This is a genomic window from Veillonella sp. R32, assembly GCF_010093125.1.
Lineage (GTDB): Bacteria > Bacillota > Negativicutes > Veillonellales > Veillonellaceae > Veillonella_A.
The window spans coordinates 81,433-101,375 of sequence record NZ_NMZQ01000010.1 but is presented as its reverse complement, the minus strand read 5'-3'; the positions used below and the strand labels follow the sequence as shown (position 1 = coordinate 101,375).

The window sequence follows — 19,943 nt, the reverse complement described above, 5'->3', positions numbered from 1 at the left end:
CATCGAGGATTTGCTCAGGCACGTATAGATTTATAACTAGTTGTAACTGATAATCTTAAAGTGTTTACACAAAATTATTTACACTACCTAAGTAAATAATAAGTATATAGTTAGTATATGGTTAGTATATCGTGAGTATAGTTAGTATATACATATTATTTATTATGTAAGGAGATGATTACATGACAATTAAAGAAGTGGCTGAAAAGTTTGATATTACGACAGATACTTTGCGGTATTATGAGCGAATTGGTTTGATTCCTGCCGTACCACGTACAGCTTCGGGGATTCGTGATTTTGATGAAATCACTGTAAAATGGCTGGAGTTTGTACTTTGTTTTAAAAAAGCGGGCGTGCCTTTAGAAAGTATTGTAGAATATGTAAAACTTGCTATTGAAGGGGATTATACACAAGAAGCTCGTCGTGATATTTTAGTAGAAACACGGGATCAATTACTAGAAAAAATGGAAGAAATTCAAGCCTGTTTAAAATTATTAGATTATAAAATTGACACGGTGTATAAAGATTGCAATAAAGCAACGGCTAAGTTAGTGGATGATTGGAAAGCGATACAGGAAAAGGAATAAGGCTTTAGAACCAAAGTTTTGTAATATCTTTCCTCGTCCCTTCTATGTTTGAAAGAATTGAAATAGTCTTTTAATTGAATCAGAGAAACGAAAATAAGATAGTCCCTTGAAACGACCTTTGCTGTTTGCATCTCCTCGCCCCCTTCTTTCATTGAAAGAATTGAAATAGTCTTTTGATTAAATACGAGAAACGAAAATAAGACAGTCCCTTGAAACGACCATTGCTGCTTGTCAGCTCTGGGAGTAAAAGGGACTGTCTTATTTTCGTATTAGTGTATTAACAGACTATTTCAATTCCTTCAATAACACTTTTAAATATTCATAGATATGTTCCACCGAAGGTAAATGCAAGCGTTCCTGTGGTGTATGGGCGTGTGTAATGGTTGGGCCGAAGCTAATCATTTGAGTCTTAGGCATAACAGCTTTCAAAAGACCACATTCAAGACCAGCGTGGATAGCCGTTACTTTTGGCTTTTCACCCGTTACTTTTTCATAAATGGCAATAGCTTGTTTTTCTAATGGGCTACCTGGTTCGTATTCCCAAGCGGGATAAGAGCCAGCAATTTGTACAGGTAAACCTAAGGTGCTAGCCAATAATTGAATTTTTTTAGTCAAGAAATCTAGAGAACTAGCAGATAGGCTGCGAATAGAAATAAGAAGATGAATATTGTGTTCTAATTCTTCTACAATGGCGACATTGTTACTAGTTTCAACCAAACCTTCTAAGGAGTGGTTCATAGCGAATACGCCATTAGGTGCTAAATATAAGAAAGTTAGTAAAGATTCAGCTGTATCGCCACCATACACCGTGTCTGGTAATTCCGCATCGCTAATGAGAATGTCAATATGTTCATCTTGTGGTGTATATTCACTGCGATAGGCTTTCATTTTAGCTTGAATCCAAGTTGTTACAGGTTTTACATCTGCTTCTTTTAACAAGATAGTAGCAGAGCCTACGCGAGGAATCGCATTATGTTTAGTGCCACCCGTGAAGGAGGCTAATTGGAAATTGTATTGACTAGCTAATTCATAGAGTAAACGACCTAGAATTTGGTTGCCATTCGCCCGTTCTTTGTGGATTTCAATGCCCGAGTGGCCACCAAGGAAACCATTAATCGTTAATTTAAGGGCTTTCGTGAATTGGGAATCCCGATTGTCGCGGAGGCGAGGAATTTCTACATCAACACGGCAACCACCAGCGCAACTTACTACAAATTCACCTTCTATTTCGGTGTCAATATTTAAGAGGTATTGACCATGAGTTTGTCCTTCTTTAACCGCTAAGGCGCCATCCATACCGGTTTCTTCCGATGTTGTGAAAAGACATTCTAATGGACCATGATTAATGCTATCTGAATCTAAAATGGCTAAGGACATAGCTACGGCAATGCCATTGTCGGCCCCTAAAGTCGTTTCATTAGCATGTAGCCATTCACCATCAACGATGTGCTCAATAGGATCTTTTAAGAAATCGTGCGTGGAGGCATCGCTTTTTTCACAAACCATATCCATGTGGCCTTGTAGGATAATGCTTGGACGATCTTCATAACCAGGGGTGGCTGGTTTACGAATGATGACATTATACGCACCATCTTGTTCTACTTCCAATTGACGCTCGTTGGCAAACTGCACAAGCCAGTCACTGACGCCTTTTTCGTTGCCGGAGCCACGAGGAATTTGATTCATTGCTTTAAAAAACTCTAATACTTTTGTTGCACTCATAGTTACACCTCGTTTTTAAAATAGGGTTAACAATTTGTTATACAATATTTTTCATACTTTAATAGTACCATATTTACGAGAATTTGTAATAAAAATATTGCATAGTTTATATGGTCAGGACAAGAGAAAATCCCCTCTTTGCATAGCCAGTACTAAGCATTCTTTGTTATAATAGATATGAAAAAACTGTAAACATAGAGGAGGTTACGCTATGGTATATGACAAAAAAATTGTTGTCATTGGAACTGGTGGCACCATTGCTGGTCAAAGTGGTTCGGCTGAAGATTTAACTGGGTATCAAGCCGGTGAATTAAGTATTGAACAAGTGTTAGCCACAGTACCAGGTGCGGAAGGGTACGGGCCCTTTGAAAGCCACCAACTGTGTAATATAGATAGTTCTGATATGACAATGGCGATTTGGGCGAAGTTAGCCCATACGGTACAAGCTTATGTAGACCGTGAGGATGTGGCCGCTGTAGTCGTTACTCATGGTACGGATACGTTGGAAGAAGGATCGTATTTTCTCCATCTCACCGTGCGCACGACTAAACCGATTGTTATGGTAGGGGCTATGCGTCCAGCTACCGCTATTAGCGCTGATGGACCACTCAATTTATTGCAAGCCGTGCAAATCGCACGGTCGCCACAGGCTGTGGGGCAAGGTGTATTGGTAACCTTAAATGGTACGATTAACTGTGCTCGTGACGTAGTGAAACAACATACTACTGATGTGGCGGCATTTGGAAATTCCTTTTTTGGACATCTTGGTTTTGTTCAAGATGGGCAGGCTCATTTTTATTACCAAACTTTGCGCAAACATACGGCGAATAGTGAATTTGCCCCCTTATCTACGGAAACGCTACCTAAGGTTGCGCTTATTACCTTGTACGGTGGTGTAGAGGCGGAATTGATTCATCAAGTATTACAAGGAAAGCCCCACGGCATAGTGCTCGCAGGGCTTGGTCATGGTATTTTACCAGAAAAGATTCAGCAAATTGTAGAACATAGTGATATTCCGATTGTCCGTTCGTCACGCACTGGTAATGGTATGGTATCTGCTATGCCGAGTGATAGTCGCTTTGGTTTTATTGTCAGTGATACGCTAGCACCTTCTAAGGCTCGTTTGTTATTGATGTTAGGCCTTACTAAAACGACGGATCGTAAACAGTTGCAGACTTATTTTGAACAATATTAAGTATTTAGGAGATGGTCTTGTTCGGCCTTGCGCTTAATGTTTTCAAAGGCGCGACTCATGGCTAGGCGTACGCATTTGGCTAAGGTATCACCAAATAGGGAGTAAGTACCTGAATCGGTTAAAACTTCACCATTGGTATCAATGGTGAGGATAACGCCATCAGTCGCGGTGCCCGTAGCATAGGCATCACTGATTAGACTTTTAATGTCTGCTTCCCGAAAAGCGGCGCTCTTCGCTTCTGTCACGGTGATGAGTGCTTTCGTTAAGGCTCCGTCAGTGAGTGCTTTATTGGTAAAAATCAACAAATTGATAGTGCCAGGTTGATGAAATTCACCATTTTTTTCCTCATAGTAATAGCCATCGCCAGCACAGTGGGCAGTAGCTTCAAAACCAGCAGTCGCAATCGTTTCCACCACTACATCGCCAGCGCTTACTTTGGCATATACGTGAAACTCCATGGTAGCACTGGTGATGAGACCGGTACAAAAGTTCAAAGGATAATCTTCCTGTTCAAATTCAGCACTTAAATAACCTGAGGCAGACCCGCCAGGTAATTCTTTTTCTGTGTTGACGAAGAAGGGGAGATTTTGGTTGCGAATGGCCATAATGTGATGCAGGCCTCCATTTAAAGGGCCTGTACTTAAGCTGTAACGCACATCGTCGAAGGCTACTACGATAGAGGTATTATTTACAGTCACTTGACCACCTACGGCTAATTGCGTAGGGGCTTCATATGGATTATTAACAGTATGTTGAGTCATAGGATCTCCTATTCATGTTATATTCTAATGGGAAGGATATACTAGGCGTACTTTGTTAGGCTAGTGAGCTATGTTCATTCACTTGGTTTAATGGTCTGTTTATACATCTTAGCATATAGTGTTATCATATATGCTTTTTTAGTTTTTGTCATCAAGGTTTTGTTAATTCTGTATAAGCTTATCCAAATAGTGTGTATACAGGAAGAGAGGAGTTTATATGTTATTAGCTAGTGCAGCTGCTGATTCTGTGTCTACTACCGTAAAAACACAAGTAGCCGACAGTGTAAGTTATTTAGATAAATTAATTGACTTTTTTGTGGATCATGGTCCTAGCATTATTGTTGCGATTATTATATTTTTAGTCGGCATGTACATAGCTCGTTTTATTCGCGACGTAGCCATGCGCATGATGACGCGTGCTAATTATGATCACACGGTTATTTCGTTTGTTAGTCAGATTATTTATTATGGCATCTTAGCCATTGTCTTGTTAACGGCCCTTAATTCGGCAGGGTTCCCCACTAATTCCTTACTGGCTGCCTTTGGTGCCTTTGGTTTGGCCATTGGTCTTTCCTTACAAAGCAATCTATCCAACTTTGCTTCTGGTTTGTTAATTTTAATTTTCAAACCTTTTAAAGCGGGCGATTTTATTACCGTAGGCACCGTATCAGGCACTGTGCGAAGCATCCAATTTATGAATACCACCATTATGACGAAAGAAATGCGCACCGTGTTTATTCCTAATTCTATGCTGACCTCGCAACAAGTAACGAATAGTACTTATTATGAAACACGTGTAGTGCCTTTTGTTTTTGATGTAGGTTATAACAATGACCACCATCAAGCCATTGCAGTAATTAAAGAGATTATGCAAAATGACGACCGCATTGTCAATCGTGAAACGGTTGAAATTGGTATCAGTGAGTTTGGCGATAATTCGGTACGAATTTCAGCCTATCCAGTAGTAAAAAATGGTGATTATATGGCTGTATTCTATGACACCATGTCTAATGTAAAGGACCGTTTTGACGAAGAAGGCATTGATATTCCATATCCACAGCGTGTAGTGCATGTACAGCGTAGTGGTATGGATGAAACGGCGAAACCGTTAGGTGATATGAGTCAGTATATGAAATAAGGATTTTGTAGTATGAACTGTGTTAAAAAGATTGTGTGGCCTATGTTAGTGGGCGTTTTAGTTAGTAGTATTAGTGTGGCTGGCAATCCAGTGTCCGCGGCAACGACGGTTACCACTACCACAACAGCAGCGACTGCCACGACTAAGGCCTTGCCAAGTACATCATTACCTGTACCGGCTTTGGCGGCTGAAGCGGCCGTTCTTATTGAAGCAGAAACAGGCCGTATATTGGTGGCTCATAATGAAAATAAACGCTTACATCCAGCGAGTACGACTAAGATGGTAACGCTACTTACGGCGTTAAAAAAACAGGGGACTCGTTTAGATGAATTGGCTACCATTAGCCCCTATGCAACATCTATGGAAGAGTCTAATTTAGGGGTACGTACTACCGATCAATTACCTTTACAAGCAGTAGCGGAAGGCATGATGGTAGCTAGTGGCAATGATGCGGCCGTAGTTGTTGCTGAAAATGTCAGTGGCTCAGTATATCGCTTCGCCTTCGCTATGAATGAAGTGGCTAAAGAGGCCGGAGCTACCAATAGTCACTTTTTGAATCCTCATGGATTAACAGAAGTGGGGCATTACTCTACAGCCTTAGATTTAGCTAAGATAGCGACGTATGGAATGCGTATACCTATGTTTCGCGATTTTGTAGGGGATGACTTTTATAAGGTGCCTTATGAAAATCGTAAGCCTCAATGGGTGCGGACGACGAATCATTTCATTCGCAGTCAATATGTTGGGGCCAATGGGTTGAAAACGGGTTATACGGAAGCGGCCGGGGAATGTTTGATTGCATCGGCCACGCGCGATGGACATACCTTAATCGTTGTGTTGTTAAATGATGATAATCGTTGGGTTGATGCGACTGCTTTGTTGGACTATGGTTTTGCAGTGTTAAAACAGTCATAGGTTGCACTAGATTACCGTTGTCACTACGATATATTCAATTAAAGTTGTTATAACATATTGGTAGCGTATATAAAAATAGGCATCTGACAGGTTATCAACTTATCAAATTATATATAGCTATAGAATATAAATAAGAGGGGATTCGGTTGAAAGTAATAAAGCAAAAAAGTGCATTTTTTGCCTTTTTACGGCGTTTACGATTTATTCGCCGTTGGGGCCTCATGCGCAACACAGAGGTAGAGAATAATCAAGAGCATAGCTTAGATGTAGCCTTTATTGCCCATAATTTAGGTCTGTTACATAATTTACAAGGCGGGGCAGTGGATGTGAATCACTTAGCTGTATTAGCTATGTATCATGATGTGAGTGAAATTTTTACCGGTGATATGCCTACGCCTATTAAGTATTTTCATCCTACGTTGCGTGAATTATATGGTGAAGTAGAACGGTTGGCGCAAGAAAAAATGTTGCGTACCTTGCCCGTCGAATTACAAGGGGCCTATGAATCCTGTTTGCTAGGGCAGATGAGTGAGGAAGAAGCCAAACTGTTAAAGGCGGCAGATACATTGGCGGCCTTTATGAAATGCGCGATTGAAAAGCAAGCGGGCAATGGTGAGTTTAATGAGGCTTATGATAGTATACTAAAAAAACTCCACGCCATGAGTTTACCAGCAGTGGAGCAATTTTTAGATTTATATATGGATTCCTTAACGGCTTCGTTAGATACTCTTAATTATTCTTCGTTAGAAGATTGAACTGAACGAGCTTTAGGAGTCTCAGCTTGAGCGGACGTAGCTTGCGAGGCCTCTATAATTTCAGCATTGCGTAGTAGCGTAGCTTTACCACGCCAAGCAAAGGCTCGATGACCGAAGGCAGTTTTAAATGTTTTATTGGTTAACGTGGTTAAATCGGCTAGTTTAACATGGGGTTCAATTTGGCGAAATTCCTTAATCGGTGTAGTAGGTACATTTCGATTATGAGGACAAACCTCTTGGCAAATGTCACAGCCCCAAATGAGTGGCGAACGCTGTATAATCGCTTGCTCTTGGTGAGATAATTCTCCTTTCTTTTGGGTGAGATAACTTTTGCAAGTGTCATAGCCAAAGTCGCGTTGCCCTAAGGATTGCCCAGGACAGGCTTTAATACACCGTTGGCAACCTAGACAAGAGCCTTCGCTTGGTGAATCAGGCGGCAAGTCTAAGGTGGTTAGTAAGGTGCCGATAGAAGTGTAGCTACCCCAAGTTGGATGAATGAGCGCGCGGTTTTTACCGAATACGCCAAGACCGGCTAAGTAAGCCATATAGCGATCGGCTAAGGGGGACGTGTCGCAGTGAATTTCAAACGCCACGGTACTGTCTAGGGTTTTTAGTGCTTCCCCAAAGCGATGGAGATAGTCTGGAATGACTAAGTGATAGTCAGGTCCCCAGGCGTAGCGCGGTAAATTAATTGCTTGTTTCGTGGGGAGGTCTTCAGGTCGTATATAATACGGGAAGAGGCAGACAATGGCACTACGCGGTTCTTTGAGTTGTGTATTGCCTGTAAGTCGCTCTGGTAAAGTACCATTAATAAAAGGACAGGGCTTTGACGTAGTAAGATATTGAGCGGCGTCAGCGGGTAAAGGCCAAGGGGCGATACCTAGGGCTGGAATATTTAGTTGATTTGCTATTTTATTAATTATATTTCGTGTTATCATAGTAAAGTTATTATGACAAATTTTCAGTAAAAAAGCGAATTTTTTTTAGTGAGTTTGAATTTATAGGTATAGATGGAGGAGTAGGAGGCACATCATGTTGATGTATCGACAATTATTGCAACCGAAAACGGTGGCAGAAGCGTATGAGCTGGCTCAAAAACACCGCTTGGCACCGCTTATGGCAGGAGGCTGTTGGATTGGTTTAGGCAAATGGCGCTGGCCGATGGTGATTGATTTATCAGGGCTTGATTTGCGCTATATTCGCGAAGAAGAGAACTATTATGCTATTGGTGCTATGGCAACCCAAGGTGATGTGGAACGGTTTGAGCCTTTTCACACCTATGGTCGAGGCATTTTGCCAAAGGCTGTTCATCCTATTTTAGGGGTTCAGTTCCGCAATATGGCCACGATGGGTGGGTCGGTGGCCGCACGTTTTGGCTTTTCCGATATATTGCCTGCTTTATTAGCCTTGCAGGCTGAGGTGGTGTTACATAATAAGGGCGTTATGGCCTTAGCTGAATATTTAACGTATAAAGAGCGTGATGTTTTAATTGAAATTCGCGTGCCTAAAACACCACCTGCCGTAGCGTTAGCTACGCTTCGTAAGTCGGTCTCCGATTTTCCATTTTTGACGGGTGCCTTGCGTCAAGATGAAACGGGTTATCATATATATATTGGCTGTCGTCCGTCCGTGGTACGCGAAGCAGTACAGGCTGGCGAAATTTTAACCCAAAAAGGGTTAGCTGGCTTGGAAGAAGCTATGGTGGCTGCGGCTAGCGAATTGGCGTTTCAAACGAACTCTCATGCGTCGGCAGCGTATCGACAAGCTATGACAAAGGTGTTGGTAAAACGATTAGTACAGGAGGTGACATCGTGGACATAAAATTAATAGTCAATGGTAAAACGGTGTCCGTTAATGTTGAAGCTGATGAAATGTTGTTAACTACGTTACGTAATCAAGGTTTTTTCAGTATGCGCCGTGGTTGTGATACCTTAAATTGTGGTTTATGTACGGTATGGCTTGATGGGGATACGATTTTATCTTGCTCTTATCCTACCTTCCGGGCAGCGGGGCATGAAATTACCACGTTGGAAGGCCTAGCTGAGGAAGCCTCTTTGTTGGCGGATTGTTTAGCTGCTGAAGGGGCGGATCAATGCGGGTATTGTACAACGGGGATGATGATGAGTGCTATGGCATTGCGTCGGAAGAATCCAAACCCTACGGACGAAGAAATTAAAGAGTTCTTAGTTGGTAACTTATGCCGTTGTACAGGCTATGAATCTCATTTACGTGGCATTCGACGCTACTTAGGGGAGGTGCAGAAGTAATGAACACACCTAAACAACGTCAACATGTAGGTAAATCATATAAAAAAGTGGATGCGGCTACGATTTTAAGTGGTCGTGCGGCCTATACCGAAGATTTAATACCACCTCATGCGTTAGTCATTAAAATTTTACGCAGCCCTCATGCGATGGCTAAAATTTTAGATATTGATTTGAAAAGTGCCTTGCGTTTACCTGGTGTTGAGGCTATTTATACGTATAAGGATGTGCCACAAGTGCGTTTCACCTTAGCGGGTCAAAGCTTTCCTGAACCGTCGGCGTATGATACGCTCATTCTTGATCAGTATGTGCGCTATGTAGGCGATGGTGTGGCTATTGTAGTTGCTGTTGATGAGAAAACAGCGTTACAGGCGATGCAGATGATTCGCGTTACTTATGATGTGATGGAGCCAGTATTAGATATTCATACGGCACTAGACCATCCGACGGTAGTTCATCCGGAAGAAGACTTACATTATAATATGCCTGTAGGGGGTGACCCTAAACGGAATTTAGCTTGTTCCTATAGCCGTGTTACTGGTGATATTGAAGGGGAGCTAGCGAAGTGCGATTATGTGGTGGCAGGTACTTATTTTGACCAAGCTACGTCGCAATCCGCTATGGAAACGTTCCGTACATTCTGTAATATTGACCAATTTGGTCGCTTAGTGTGTACAAGTTCCACACAAATTCCATTTCACGCCCGCCGTCATATTGCCAGAGCTTTGCAGATTCCTGCTGCGAAGGTTCGTGTCATTAAGCCCCGTATTGGTGGTGGCTTTGGTTCAAAACAAACGGCGTGTACAGAATTGTATTGTGCTTTTGTAACCTGGACTTTGAAGAAGCCAGCGGTCCTCATCTACGATCGGCATGAGGCGAATAATTGCTCGACGAGTCGTCATGCTCGGGAGTGGCAGATTCGGCTGGGGGCGACTAAAGATGGTATTATTCAAGTAATTGATATGGTAGCGATTTCAGATGCTGGTGCTTATGGTACGCATGCGTTTACTACCTTCACGGCAGGTGAACATAAGTCGGTGCCCTTATATAATAAAGGCAAGGCCGTTCGTTATGAATCTAATATTGTCTACACTAATCATATGGCCGGTGGGGCCTTCCGTGGTTATGGTGCTACGGAGGCCTTGTGGCCACTAGAATGTGCTGTCACTAAGCTAGCTAAGAAAATGGGGATGGATGAAATTGAACTGCGTTTGAAAAATTTAATTAACGTAGGTGAAACGTCCTTAGTATATGCACCGGATGAAGTATTAGAATCGGGGCTATTGAAAGAAGCAATTGCGCGCGCTAAAGAAATGGCTCGTTGGGATGAACGACCTCACAGCTGGCAAATTGATGATACACATCGTGGTGGTTTAGGCATTGCCTTGGCCTTTCAAGGGTCTGGCGTGGCTAATGTAGATACGGCATCGGTGGAAATTAAATTGCAAGATGATGGCTATTATACCTTGTATACGGGCTCTACTGACATGGGCACAGGGTCTAATACGGTGCTTATGCAGATGGCTTGTGAAGTACTAGGTTGTCCTATGGAACATATGACTTGTTATGAAGCGGATACCGATGTAGTGCCTTTTGACCCTGGTTCCTATGCGTCTAGTACAACTTATGTAACGGGGACGGCTGCCAAATTAGCAGCTGAAGATTTGCGGGCGAAGCTCATTCGTACGTTTGCTAAGTATATGGAAGTTTCAGAATCGGATATTGAATTCGATGGTATTATGGCTCATACAAAAGATGGTAAACAGACGATGACCACGCAGGAATTGGCGCCTAAGCTAATGGTTAGTTTTGGTCATGAAGCGGAGCAATTAGTGGGCTTTGCTACTTGGGGTAGCCATACTTCACCACCACCATTTATGGTAGGCATTGCGGAAGTTAGCGTTGATACAGAAACGGGCCAAGTGACGCCACTTGATTATTACGCTGTGGTTGATTGTGGCACGGTAGTTAACCCAGCGCTTGCGAAAGTGCAGGCTGAAGGTGGCATTGTACAAGGTATTGGGATGGCCTTGACAGAGGATATTCGCTATTCTCCTAAAGGGCGTTTAGAAACCAATAATTTTATGACTTATAAAATTCCGACTCGCTTAGACATGGGCCGTTTGCATGTAGATTTTGTAGAATCCCATGAGCCAACTGGGGCGTTTGGCGTTAAATCCATTGGCGAAGTAGTTATTAACACCTCCTGTCCAGCCATTCAAGGGGCCATTTTAAATGCATGTGGTGCAGAATTAACTACATTACCTATGAATTCAGAAAAGGTATTTCAGGCTTTGATGGCGAAAGAATAAAAGGTAGGTATTTAATTTCGAGCAGAACAGTTCGCTCATGCTGAGGAGGAATAGCCATGACGATGCAAGCAAAACATTGGAGTTCGTTGATTCAACCAGGGATTACCGCCATTGTTGGAGCCGGTGGTAAAACTACGGTGCTCGCTAAATTAGTAGAGTATGGTGGTTTACAAGGACAACCCACATTAGTGACGACTACGACAAAATTATATGAGTCACAAGTGGCGTTGTGGAATCCCTATTATGGCACTGATTTTAATGAGGCTGAAGATGCCTGTCATAAGGCGATGCATCGAGGCCGTTGCGCCGCTTGGTTTAGCGGTATAGAAGGCACTAAAGTAACCTCTTTATCAGCGAAGGCGATTGATGAAATGCATATGGTTCACCCTAAGTGGCAGATTTTAGTAGAAGCCGATGGGGCTAAAGAAAAGTGGTTGAAAGCACCAAAAACCTCGGAACCAGTGATTCCTAGTAAAACGACCACTACCATAGGGGTTGTTAATTTACAAATGTTGGGCACGCAACTTACAGAAGAGCATGTTCATAATTTAGCGGGGGTTTCCGCTATTATGGAACGACCAGAAGGAGCGGTAGTAACACCGTCGATGTTGGCTCGTTTAGTGCTTCATCCAGAAGGCCTCTTTCAATATAGTCGGGGCCGTCGTATCTTGTTCTGTACGGGCTATGATACAGTGCAGCATCGCATTATTGATGACTTTCTTGATCGCTTAGCAGATAGTAAATTAGCTATGATTGTATTGGCTGATGGCTATAAAGCAAGCTGTGAAATTGCCCGTGTATTGCGTTGGCAGTAAGTGCAGTTTGTATGCCAGTAGATGTAATTATTTTAGCAGCCGGTCTTAGTCGACGGATGGGCGTTTGTAAAGCCTTATTACCTTGGCAGCAGGGCACCTTATTGGATCAGGCCTGTAAGGTATATGGCCAACTAGGGGGACAACAACTTGTTGTGGTGGGCCAAGCTAGCAAGGCTATGAGCCAAATTGCTAGCTCATATGGCTTTCAAACTGTGGTAAATGAACAGCCTGAATTAGGCCAAGGACATTCGTTAGCTTTAGGTATTCGCGCTTTAGCCGGTGAGGAAAATCCAGTGCTCTGTGCCGTTGTGGATCAGCCTTTAGTGACAGCTCATATGGTGCAGACCTTAGTGGCTGCTTATGAGGCAGGTGGAACTGCTCAAACGATTATTTGCCCTCTATATGGGCCCGCCAAAGAGCGCGGTAATCCGGTGATTTTTGGTGCTTATTGGAAGCAAGCGCTCCAACAGATTACGGCCGACTGTGGTGGTCGATATATTTTGCAGGGAATTGGTAAACCCTATATTAGGTTCGTCGAAATTAAAGAACCAGCAGGCGTAGATGTAGATACGCCTAGTGAATATGAACAGTTATATGATATGTGGGGTAAACTATGAAACCTTTAGTACTGATGCGTGGCGGTGGTGATATAGCCTCTGGCTGTGTGTATCGCTTGCGTCGCGCTGGTTTTCGTGTTGTAATTAATGAACTACCTATTCCTACGATGATTCGGCGCAAAGTTTGCTATGGTGCCGCTGTACATCGTGGAGAAGTGTTGTTAGAGCGATTAGCAGCTCGCCATGTAACCTTGGCTGAAGCAGTTACTATGGTACAGTCCGCTAGTGAAATTATTCCTGTGGTTACGGAAGCGTATGAAACTGTGTTGCAAACCTTGCAACCAGATATTGTAGTCGATGCGATTTTGGCTAAACGCAATGTAGGGACTCATAATGATGATGCGGATTTCGTGGTAGCCTGTGGGCCAGGTTTTACCGCTGGAGATGATGTGGATGTGGTAGTAGAAACTATGCGTGGTCATACGCTGGGTCGTTGTATTTATGAAGGTACAGCTCTACCGAATACAGGCGTTCCTGGCAATGTAGGGGGCTATACGATTGAGCGCGTTATGCATGCCCCTTGTGATGGTTTGTTTACCGCCAAGCGCCATATTGGCGAAGAAGTGGAAGCAGGTGAAACGATCGGCTTTGTGGATGAAACACCTGTTAAATCTCAAATTGCAGGCATTTTGCGAGGCGTATTAGCTTCGGGTCTCATGGTTACGAAAGGGTTTAAGCTAGCCGATGTAGATGCGCGGTGTGAGAAGTTCCATTGTTATACGATTTCAGATAAAGCGTTAGCTGTAGCCGGTGGCGTTTTAGAAGCAGTACTTGCCTTTTGTTATGAACAAGAACAGCAAAAGGCCTAAATGAGGAGTCTTATGAATTTATATGATGTAATTGAGCAACGTCTTACGGAAGATAAAAAATCGATTATGGTCACAGTTCTAAATGGGACCCGTCAAGGCGATAAAGTCGTGTATGGAGAAACGGGCGATGTGGTATATGGTCAGCCTATTGATGGCTTGGCTATTGAACCAGATCAACGGCCTAGTATTCTTAACTTGGGGGCTATGGAGTGTTTTGTGCAGCCCGTTGAAAAGGACCCTGAAGTCTTAGTGCTTGGCGCTGGGCATGTGAGCCGTTGCATTGCTGATATGTTATTGTTTATTGGTTGTCACGTTACCGTTGTAGATGATCGGGCTGAGTATTTACGACCTGATTTTTTTGATGAACGGGTGCGCCGTTTATGTTTAGATTTTAATGATTTAGCCTCCCAATTACCTTTAAATAATTACAAAGGGATTATCATCGTTACGCGAGCCCATGAATATGACAGCATTTGTCTAAATCAAGTTCGCCATCTCGTGGATAGTACTTATATGGGCGTTATGGGCAGTCATAAGCGCGTATTTCATGCCTTTGAAGTACTTAAAGAAAGTGGTTGGACACAAGCTGAGTTAGATAAAATTTATGCTCCTATTGGTCTATCCTTAGGGGCTGAAACCCCTGAAGAAATCGCTCTATCCATAGTGAGTGAATTTTTAGCAGTTACCCGTGGTCGTAAGGCAGGGTTTCTATCGCGAGGAGGTCAAGGTCGATGAAACGAGAATTTGTACGCTACTTACAAGGCCATGAAAGCGATACCTTAGCGGTGGCTACGATTTTGCAGACGAAAGGTTCTACACCACGCAAAGCGGGGACTACTATGGTAGTACATCCTGATGGTTCTATTTTTGGTACCATTGGTGGTGGCCGAGCGGAAAATGAAATTCGTCTCAATGCCTTAGAAGCCTTGCAAAAGAAAGAAGCACATCGTCGTATTTTAGTTGATCTTAATGATGATGTAGCCGTAAAAGAAGGTATGGTTTGTGGTGGCAATTTAGATGTTTGGATTGAAACCCAAAATATGTAAAATAGGTCACTTCCTTGGTTGACAATATTTTACAGCGAACTCAAAATAAGGTAAAATAAAAGAGTACCTGTGCATATACACAGTGTACTCTTATTTATTTTTCGTACCCCTTGAGGAGTGGTTTTATATGGTAGCACAGCTACAAGGCTTAATTGAAACATTCCGCTTTGGTGATTTAGTTGATATTTTATCCGTAGCGGTTCTAATATATTATTTATATAAACAAATTAGAGATACACGGGCAATGGCTCTTTTGAAAGGGCTTGTCGTGCTGGGGCTTATTAATGTGGCCAGTCGATTCTTTGATCTCCATGTTATTAGTTGGTTATTGCAACAAGGGATGACCGTTTTATTGGTTGCGTTGCCAGTCGTATTTCAACCAGAATTACGGCGTGCCTTGGAACGTTTAGGGCGGGGTCGCTTATTTTCCAAATCACAAGATGTTAGTGAAATGGAAATAGATAATTTAGTGAATGAAGTCATGGCGGCGGCTAAAGTTATGTCCCGTGAGCGAATTGGTGCCCTTATCGTATTTGAACGAGAAGTAGGACTCGGTGAAATCATTGATACGGGGATTGAAATTGATGGTAAAGTATCTCGTGAACTATTGAATAATATTTTTATTCCTAACACGCCTCTTCACGATGGGGCTGTGGTTATTCGCAATAATCGCGTCATGGCAGCGGCTTGTTTGTTACCATTAACCCAAGATCGTACGTTAAGTACTGAATTAGGGACTCGTCATAGAGCGGCGATTGGTCTTAGTGAACAGGCTGATGCGGTAGTTCTTGTAGTGAGTGAAGAAACCGGTAAAATTTCATATACCTATGGCGGTCACATTTATCGCCATTTACCAGAAGAACAATTGCGTGAGTCTTTGCGTGCCTTTATGGAACGTCCTAAATCCGCTTTGTCCTTCCTTAAGAAATGGAGGCCTAAAAAATGATGCAGTTTTTTCATAAAATCCAAGGGCATTGGATGGCCAAAATTCTATCCCTATTAGGCGCTATTTTATTGTGGTTCTTTGTTATGAAAGAACAAAATCCAATTGTAGATATTAATTATACAGTGCCAGTGCAAGTACAGAATTTAAATTCGCAATATGTAGTGGATAATATTCCGTCAGAAGTTCATATTCATTTGCGTGGCCCTCGTAACTCTATTCTAGCTATTAATCAAAGTACATTGAAAGCTCACTTAGATATGGGTGACGTTTCACCGGGCCAACAAAGCTTACCTATCTTATTTACACCACCGGCTGGTATTACGGTAGTGAGCATGACGCCAGATACGGTGAATGTCAATGTAGATGAATACATGCTTAAAGAAGTGCCCGTAGAGGTACAACAATTAGGTAAAGTGCCGGATGATATTGCCATTAAAGCGATTAATACAGTGCCAAAAGTAGTGACTATTAGTGGCGCTAAGCAAGAAGTGGACAGCGTAGCCCATGTAGTCTTGCGCATTAAAATGAATGATCGTCGTTCTAATTTCACTGGCTCTGGCATGATGATTGCCGTAGATGCAGCGGGCAAAACGGTGGATAATGTGACCATTACACCACGGCAAGGGCAAGCTCAGATTGAATTAGAGCAGATTCGTTTTGAAAAGAACTTACCAGCCGTAGCTAATTTAACCGGTTCTTTAAGCAGTGAATATGCTGTTAAAAGTGTAACGGTTGAACCGCAGCAAGTGCTAGTGAGTGGTAAAGAAGGAGATATTAAAAATCTATCGGAAGTGCGAACCGTAGATATTCCTTTAAACGGGCAGATTGCTAATATTGAAGGGGACTATGACATAGTGACTGGTGATACATATGCAGTTAACCCTACAAAAGTACATGTTATTGTGGAAATTGTAAAAAAATATTTAGGAGACACTAATGCTAAGAATAATTAATTTTCGAGTGGATGTAACCGCTACTAATCCACTAGAAGTCTTACTTGTTCATAAATTTCCTGTCTTAAAAGATCAGATTGAGCAAATTCATGTAGTGCGTCGTGCTGTGGATGCGCGCAAGAAACCACATATTACCTTTGTGTATACCTTGTTTGTGGCCGTTCGTGATGAAGCTAAGGTCATGAAACGCTTGGGGCGGGACAAGAATGTGAGCACTATGGAACCTATTGAACCAGAGCCGATAGTGCATGGTGAGCAATCTTTAGCGCACCGCCCGGTAGTAGTTGGTTTTGGTCCTGCGGGCATGTTGGCTGCTTTTTACTTAGCTCGTGAAGGGTATCGTCCCATTGTGTTAGAACGAGGCCAAGATGTGGATCAACGGGCGAAGGACGTGGAAGAATTTTGGACTCATGGTCATTTTAAGCCAGAATCTAATGTACAGTTTGGCGAGGGGGGCGCAGGCACCTTCTCGGATGGAAAATTGACGACTCGTGTGACCCATCCAAGATTACATGAAATCGCTAAATATTTTGTGCGCTTTGGTGCGCCAGAAGAAATTTTGTATAAACATAAGCCTCACGTAGGTACGGATGTATTGCGCGGCATGGTGAAAGCTATGCGGGAACAGATTATTGCTTGGGGCGGGGACGTTCGTTTTGGCGCTAAAGTCACCAAACTGTGTTTAGAGGATAATCGTGTTACCGGCGTGGTAGTGAATGATAGTGAAACCATTCCTACTAATTTAGTCCTAGCTGGTATTGGTCATAGTGCGCGCGATACATATGAAATGATGTATCATGCTGGTATTGCTATGGAAAGTAAGCCTTTTGCTGTAGGGGTTCGCATTGAGCACCCACAGGCTATGATTGATATTTCGCAATATGGAATTGAGCCAGCTGAGCTTGGCTTAGGGGCGGCAGAATATTCCGTAGTGTATCATGATAAAGAATCGGGCCGTACGGCGTATAGTTTCTGTATGTGTCCTGGCGGTGAAGTGGTAGCGTCTGCTTCTGAGGAGGGGCATGTAGTAACCAATGGTATGAGCTTGTATGCGCGGGCTAGTGGCGTTGCTAACAGTGCTTTAGTGGTTACCGTAGGACCTGATGATTTTGGCACGCATCCCCTTGGGGGCGTTGCCTTTCAGCGTGAATGGGAAGCTAAAGCCTACGAATTGGGTGGTCGTGACTATCGAGCGCCGTTGCAAACGGTGGGCGACTTCTTAGCTCATACAGTGGGGACTGTGCCTAGTGACCAAGAGGGGGCGCCTCATTCGTATCGACCCGGCGTAGTGGCAGCTGACTTGCATGCTTGTTTACCTAAGTATGTAACGGAGGTTATGGAACGAGCCTTGCCGTATTTTGGGCGGCGTATTAAAGGCTTTGATGAGCCACAAATTTGTATGACTGGTGTAGAAACAAGAACATCCTCGCCATTGCGTATTTTACGTGATGACGATCGGCAATCGCCTACAATTAAAGGATTATATCCTATGGGCGAAGGGGCCGGCTATGCAGGTGGCATTATGAGTGCTGCCTTGGATGGCGCGGAAACAGCCATTCGTGTTATGGTTGCGTATAAGCCGTTAATGGCACAGGAAGGAGAAGCATAATGTCTAGATTGTTTGGTACTGATGGTGTACGTGGGGTGGTTAATGCATTTTTAACGCCTGAATTAGCTTACCATTTAGGGCGTGCAGCGGCCGCTTATTTTGGTCGTCAAAAGAAACGTCCTGTATTCTTAATTGGTCGCGATACTCGTATTTCTGGGGCCATGTTGGAAAATGCTTTAGCGGCCGGTATTTGTTCGGTCGGTGGTGATGTGGTAGTAGCTGGTGTAGTACCAACGCCTGCTGTGGCCTATTTAGTACGTAAACATGGTTGGGATGCAGGTGTAGTTATTTCGGCCTCTCACAATAAATTCCCTGATAATGGGATTAAATTCTTTGATGGGGACGGTTTTAAATTACCGGATGCTGTGGAAGACGAATTAGAAGATTTATGCCAAAAAAGCAGTGAAAATGATTTAGAACGACCTACTGGTGCTGATATTGGTCGTATTTTACATAGCCGTGAACTAGCTCATGAATATGCTCGCTTTGTAGAAAGTACCGTAGATGTATCCTTAGAGGGCTTAACGGTAGTCTATGATGGGGCTAATGGGGCAGCATCTGCTGTAGGTCCTGAAGTATTTGAAAAATTAGGCGCGAAGGTCATTGCCATTAATGTAGATCCTGACGGTGTTAACATTAATGAAAATGCTGGGTCCACTCATATGGAAGGACTCCAGGCGGCGGTCATCAAATATGGTGCTGATGTGGGGATTGCTAATGATGGTGATGCGGATCGTTGTTTATTAGTAGATGAAAAAGGTGAAACTTTAGATGGCGACCAAATCATGTTGCTCTGTGCTAAACAGCTTAAAGAACAGGGGCATTTGAAAGATGATATGATTGTAGGCACCGTTATGAGTAACATTGGCTTTCATAAAGCGGCTCACGAGTTGGGTATGAAAACATGTGCTACCGCTGTAGGTGATCGCTATGTATTAGAAAAAATGCGTGAAGAAGGGTACTCCATTGGTGGCGAGCAGTCTGGTCATGTAATTTTCCTTGATTATAACAGTACTGGCGATGGTTTACTTACGGCTGTGCAGATGCTAGCTTTGATTAAAAAATCAGGGCAACCTTTATCTGAATTAGCTAAAGTCATGGTAAAATATCCACAATTATTAGTAAATGTTCATGTGGTTACTAAAACAGGTTGGGATGAAAACCCATTAATTCAAGCTGAAATTTCAGAGGCCGCTCGTGAATTAGGTGAAAATGGTCGTGTATTAGTAAGACCATCTGGTACAGAAGCGTTGATTCGCGTCATGGCGGAAGGTCCCGACCAGGAACAATTAGAACGACTTTGTCATACTATTGCAGATACAATTGGTCGTGAACAAGGGCTAGTAGAAGAATAAAGATATAATAAAGAGACAATAAAGAAGGGGCTTTCGGGCCCCTTCTTTACAATATATAGGTCTATACCGTATAATATACTGTAACGTAGTCTGTCTATGTGACAGAAACTATGTAGACTGTCGTAGCAAATGTAAAGGAGAATA

At 42.9% G+C, this 19,943-nt stretch carries 20 protein-coding genes; 17 read left to right on the top strand and 3 right to left on the bottom strand.

Features of this window, described 5'->3' with window-relative positions:
- The first annotated feature begins 182 nt into the window (after window positions 1–182).
- Complete coding sequence (locus VER_RS02855) at window positions 183–587, top strand: MerR family transcriptional regulator (protein ID WP_162099380.1); 405 nt, start codon at window positions 183–185, stop codon at window positions 585–587.
- Window positions 588–872: 285 nt separating this feature from the next.
- Here the strand turns inward: VER_RS02855 and VER_RS02850 are convergent, their stop codons facing one another.
- On the bottom strand, window positions 873–2,309 hold the full coding sequence (locus VER_RS02850; protein ID WP_162099379.1) for an aminoacyl-histidine dipeptidase: 1,437 nt from the start codon (window positions 2,307–2,309) through the stop codon (window positions 873–875).
- Between the two features lie 211 nt (window positions 2,310–2,520).
- Here VER_RS02850 and VER_RS02845 point away from each other — a divergent pair, with 211 nt between their 5' ends.
- Window positions 2,521–3,504, top strand: coding sequence for an asparaginase (locus tag VER_RS02845; protein ID WP_162099378.1), 984 nt, complete (start codon window positions 2,521–2,523; stop codon window positions 3,502–3,504).
- Here the strand turns inward: VER_RS02845 and VER_RS02840 are convergent.
- Window positions 3,501–4,265, bottom strand: coding sequence for an adenosylcobinamide amidohydrolase (locus tag VER_RS02840; protein WP_162099377.1), 765 nt, complete (start codon window positions 4,263–4,265; stop codon window positions 3,501–3,503). The genes VER_RS02845 and VER_RS02840 overlap by 4 nt on opposite strands.
- Before the next feature lie 217 nt (window positions 4,266–4,482).
- On the opposite strand from VER_RS02840, the gene VER_RS02835 reads away from it, so the two are divergent.
- The 3 genes from VER_RS02835 to yfbR all read left to right on the top strand — a co-directional run bounded on the left by VER_RS02835 (window position 4,483) and on the right by yfbR (window position 7,073).
- Window positions 4,483–5,403, top strand: coding sequence for a mechanosensitive ion channel family protein (locus tag VER_RS02835; protein WP_162099376.1), 921 nt, complete (start codon window positions 4,483–4,485; stop codon window positions 5,401–5,403).
- Between the two features lie 12 nt (window positions 5,404–5,415).
- Window positions 5,416–6,318 (top strand): D-alanyl-D-alanine carboxypeptidase family protein, encoded by a 903-nt coding sequence (locus tag VER_RS02830; RefSeq protein WP_162099375.1) that lies wholly within the window; start codon window positions 5,416–5,418, stop codon window positions 6,316–6,318.
- A gap of 146 nt (window positions 6,319–6,464) precedes the next feature.
- Entirely contained in the window at window positions 6,465–7,073 is a 609-nt protein-coding gene (gene yfbR, locus VER_RS02825) for a 5'-deoxynucleotidase (RefSeq protein ID WP_255494001.1), read from the top strand.
- Here yfbR and VER_RS02820 read toward each other — a convergent pair.
- Entirely contained in the window at window positions 7,052–8,011 is a 960-nt protein-coding gene (locus tag VER_RS02820; protein ID WP_162099374.1) for an epoxyqueuosine reductase, read from the bottom strand. The genes yfbR and VER_RS02820 overlap by 22 nt on opposite strands.
- 94 nt (window positions 8,012–8,105) lie before the next feature.
- On the opposite strand from VER_RS02820, the gene VER_RS02815 reads away from it, so the two are divergent.
- From VER_RS02815 to glmM, 12 genes are all read left to right on the top strand, one after another.
- Window positions 8,106–8,894: an FAD binding domain-containing protein gene (locus VER_RS02815; protein ID WP_162099373.1), complete on the top strand. Its 789-nt coding sequence runs from the start codon at window positions 8,106–8,108 to the stop codon at window positions 8,892–8,894.
- Window positions 8,885–9,340: a (2Fe-2S)-binding protein gene (locus tag VER_RS02810; protein WP_162099372.1), complete on the top strand. Its 456-nt coding sequence runs from the start codon at window positions 8,885–8,887 to the stop codon at window positions 9,338–9,340. Before VER_RS02815 ends, VER_RS02810 begins: the two co-directional genes overlap by 10 nt.
- Window positions 9,340–11,649: a xanthine dehydrogenase family protein molybdopterin-binding subunit gene (locus VER_RS02805; protein ID WP_162099371.1), complete on the top strand. Its 2,310-nt coding sequence runs from the start codon at window positions 9,340–9,342 to the stop codon at window positions 11,647–11,649. Before VER_RS02810 ends, VER_RS02805 begins: the two co-directional genes overlap by 1 nt.
- A 56-nt stretch (window positions 11,650–11,705) precedes the next feature.
- Window positions 11,706–12,464 carry a selenium cofactor biosynthesis protein YqeC gene (gene yqeC, locus VER_RS02800; protein ID WP_162099370.1) on the top strand — a complete coding sequence of 253 codons (759 nt, stop codon included), beginning with the start codon at window positions 11,706–11,708 and terminating at the stop codon, window positions 12,462–12,464.
- Window positions 12,465–12,475: 11 nt separating this feature from the next.
- Entirely contained in the window at window positions 12,476–13,081 is a 606-nt protein-coding gene (locus VER_RS02795; protein ID WP_162099369.1) for an NTP transferase domain-containing protein, read from the top strand.
- Entirely contained in the window at window positions 13,078–13,890 is an 813-nt protein-coding gene (gene yqeB / locus VER_RS02790; protein ID WP_162099368.1) for a selenium-dependent molybdenum cofactor biosynthesis protein YqeB, read from the top strand. The genes VER_RS02795 and yqeB overlap by 4 nt, the downstream gene beginning before the upstream one ends.
- Before the next feature lie 12 nt (window positions 13,891–13,902).
- Window positions 13,903–14,625 (top strand): XdhC family protein, encoded by a 723-nt coding sequence (locus VER_RS02785; RefSeq protein ID WP_162099367.1) that lies wholly within the window; start codon window positions 13,903–13,905, stop codon window positions 14,623–14,625.
- The gene (locus tag VER_RS02780) at window positions 14,622–14,936 is read left to right on the top strand and encodes an XdhC family protein (RefSeq protein ID WP_162099366.1); all 315 of its coding nucleotides are present in this window, start codon (window positions 14,622–14,624) and stop codon (window positions 14,934–14,936) included. Before VER_RS02785 ends, VER_RS02780 begins: the two co-directional genes overlap by 4 nt.
- A 127-nt stretch (window positions 14,937–15,063) precedes the next feature.
- The gene (gene cdaA / locus VER_RS02775) at window positions 15,064–15,882 is read left to right on the top strand and encodes a diadenylate cyclase CdaA (protein ID WP_162099365.1); all 819 of its coding nucleotides are present in this window, start codon (window positions 15,064–15,066) and stop codon (window positions 15,880–15,882) included.
- Window positions 15,879–16,835: a YbbR-like domain-containing protein gene (locus VER_RS02770; RefSeq protein ID WP_162099364.1), complete on the top strand. Its 957-nt coding sequence runs from the start codon at window positions 15,879–15,881 to the stop codon at window positions 16,833–16,835. The genes cdaA and VER_RS02770 overlap by 4 nt, the downstream gene beginning before the upstream one ends.
- Window positions 16,819–18,444: an NAD(P)/FAD-dependent oxidoreductase gene (locus VER_RS02765; protein ID WP_162099363.1), complete on the top strand. Its 1,626-nt coding sequence runs from the start codon at window positions 16,819–16,821 to the stop codon at window positions 18,442–18,444. The genes VER_RS02770 and VER_RS02765 overlap by 17 nt, the downstream gene beginning before the upstream one ends.
- On the top strand, window positions 18,444–19,799 hold the full coding sequence (glmM, locus tag VER_RS02760) for a phosphoglucosamine mutase (protein WP_162099362.1): 1,356 nt from the start codon (window positions 18,444–18,446) through the stop codon (window positions 19,797–19,799). Before VER_RS02765 ends, glmM begins: the two co-directional genes overlap by 1 nt.
- Window positions 19,800–19,943 lie beyond the last annotated feature (144 nt).

Bases quoted from the DNA above. Each gene is read 5' to 3' on its own strand.
- VER_RS02855 (WP_162099380.1), top strand. From the start codon at position 183: ATGACAATTAAAGAAGTGGCTGAAAAGTTTGATATTACGACAGATACT.
- VER_RS02850 (WP_162099379.1), bottom strand. From the start codon at position 2,309: ATGAGTGCAACAAAAGTATTAGAGTTTTTTAAAGCAATGAATCAAATT.
- VER_RS02845 (WP_162099378.1), top strand. From the start codon at position 2,521: ATGGTATATGACAAAAAAATTGTTGTCATTGGAACTGGTGGCACCATT.
- VER_RS02840 (WP_162099377.1), bottom strand. From the start codon at position 4,265: ATGACTCAACATACTGTTAATAATCCATATGAAGCCCCTACGCAATTA.
- VER_RS02835 (WP_162099376.1), top strand. From the start codon at position 4,483: ATGTTATTAGCTAGTGCAGCTGCTGATTCTGTGTCTACTACCGTAAAA.
- VER_RS02830 (WP_162099375.1), top strand. From the start codon at position 5,416: ATGAACTGTGTTAAAAAGATTGTGTGGCCTATGTTAGTGGGCGTTTTA.
- VER_RS02820 (WP_162099374.1), bottom strand. From the start codon at position 8,011: ATGATAACACGAAATATAATTAATAAAATAGCAAATCAACTAAATATT.
- VER_RS02815 (WP_162099373.1), top strand. From the start codon at position 8,106: ATGTTGATGTATCGACAATTATTGCAACCGAAAACGGTGGCAGAAGCG.
- VER_RS02805 (WP_162099371.1), top strand. From the start codon at position 9,340: ATGAACACACCTAAACAACGTCAACATGTAGGTAAATCATATAAAAAA.
- yqeC (WP_162099370.1), top strand. From the start codon at position 11,706: ATGACGATGCAAGCAAAACATTGGAGTTCGTTGATTCAACCAGGGATT.
- VER_RS02795 (WP_162099369.1), top strand. From the start codon at position 12,476: ATGCCAGTAGATGTAATTATTTTAGCAGCCGGTCTTAGTCGACGGATG.
- yqeB (WP_162099368.1), top strand. From the start codon at position 13,078: ATGAAACCTTTAGTACTGATGCGTGGCGGTGGTGATATAGCCTCTGGC.
- VER_RS02785 (WP_162099367.1), top strand. From the start codon at position 13,903: ATGAATTTATATGATGTAATTGAGCAACGTCTTACGGAAGATAAAAAA.
- VER_RS02780 (WP_162099366.1), top strand. From the start codon at position 14,622: ATGAAACGAGAATTTGTACGCTACTTACAAGGCCATGAAAGCGATACC.
- cdaA (WP_162099365.1), top strand. From the start codon at position 15,064: ATGGTAGCACAGCTACAAGGCTTAATTGAAACATTCCGCTTTGGTGAT.
- VER_RS02770 (WP_162099364.1), top strand. From the start codon at position 15,879: ATGATGCAGTTTTTTCATAAAATCCAAGGGCATTGGATGGCCAAAATT.
- VER_RS02765 (WP_162099363.1), top strand. From the start codon at position 16,819: ATGCTAAGAATAATTAATTTTCGAGTGGATGTAACCGCTACTAATCCA.
- glmM (WP_162099362.1), top strand. From the start codon at position 18,444: ATGTCTAGATTGTTTGGTACTGATGGTGTACGTGGGGTGGTTAATGCA.